Below are 387 nucleotides of genomic sequence, written 5' to 3' on the forward strand. Positions count from 1 at the left end.
CAGGACTGGAACTTGTCCAGCGTGCCGGCAGGCAGCGAGGTGACGGACGGCATATGGATGGCGACCATGAGCAATGTTGCAGCAAGAAAGCGGCCGACGACGTCACATAAGAACGCGTCGGCACACAAGTTTTGAATCCCAAAGCCGTGTGGCAGGGTGCGAAATCCATGTTCGGCGCAATCGCCATTTTAATCCTCGCCTGGCTCATCAGTACGGTTGTCGGCGAAATGCACACGGGCGACTACCTCTCCGCTGACTGCCGTCTGAACCGCCGGCTGTTCGCGCCAAGCGACCTGACCCCCCAAAGCCGCTCGCGCCGAAGACTCTTCCGCCAAAGCCGCCTTAACTGCCGCCTGATCCTGAGACCCTGCCGCACGGGCATGTGCC

General features: G+C 61.0%; 1 pseudogene. It reads left to right on the forward strand.

The window, feature by feature from the left end:
- Positions 1–137 precede the first annotated feature (137 nt).
- Positions 138–251, forward strand: a pseudogene (locus ACRPFF_RS11605) (Na+/H+ antiporter NhaC family protein); the annotation flags it as partial.
- Positions 252–387: the final 136 nt, after the last annotated feature.

The organism is Neisseria sp. SLRRB23, from assembly GCF_050896295.1.
In the GTDB taxonomy this organism is placed as follows: domain Bacteria; phylum Pseudomonadota; class Gammaproteobacteria; order Burkholderiales; family Neisseriaceae; genus Neisseria.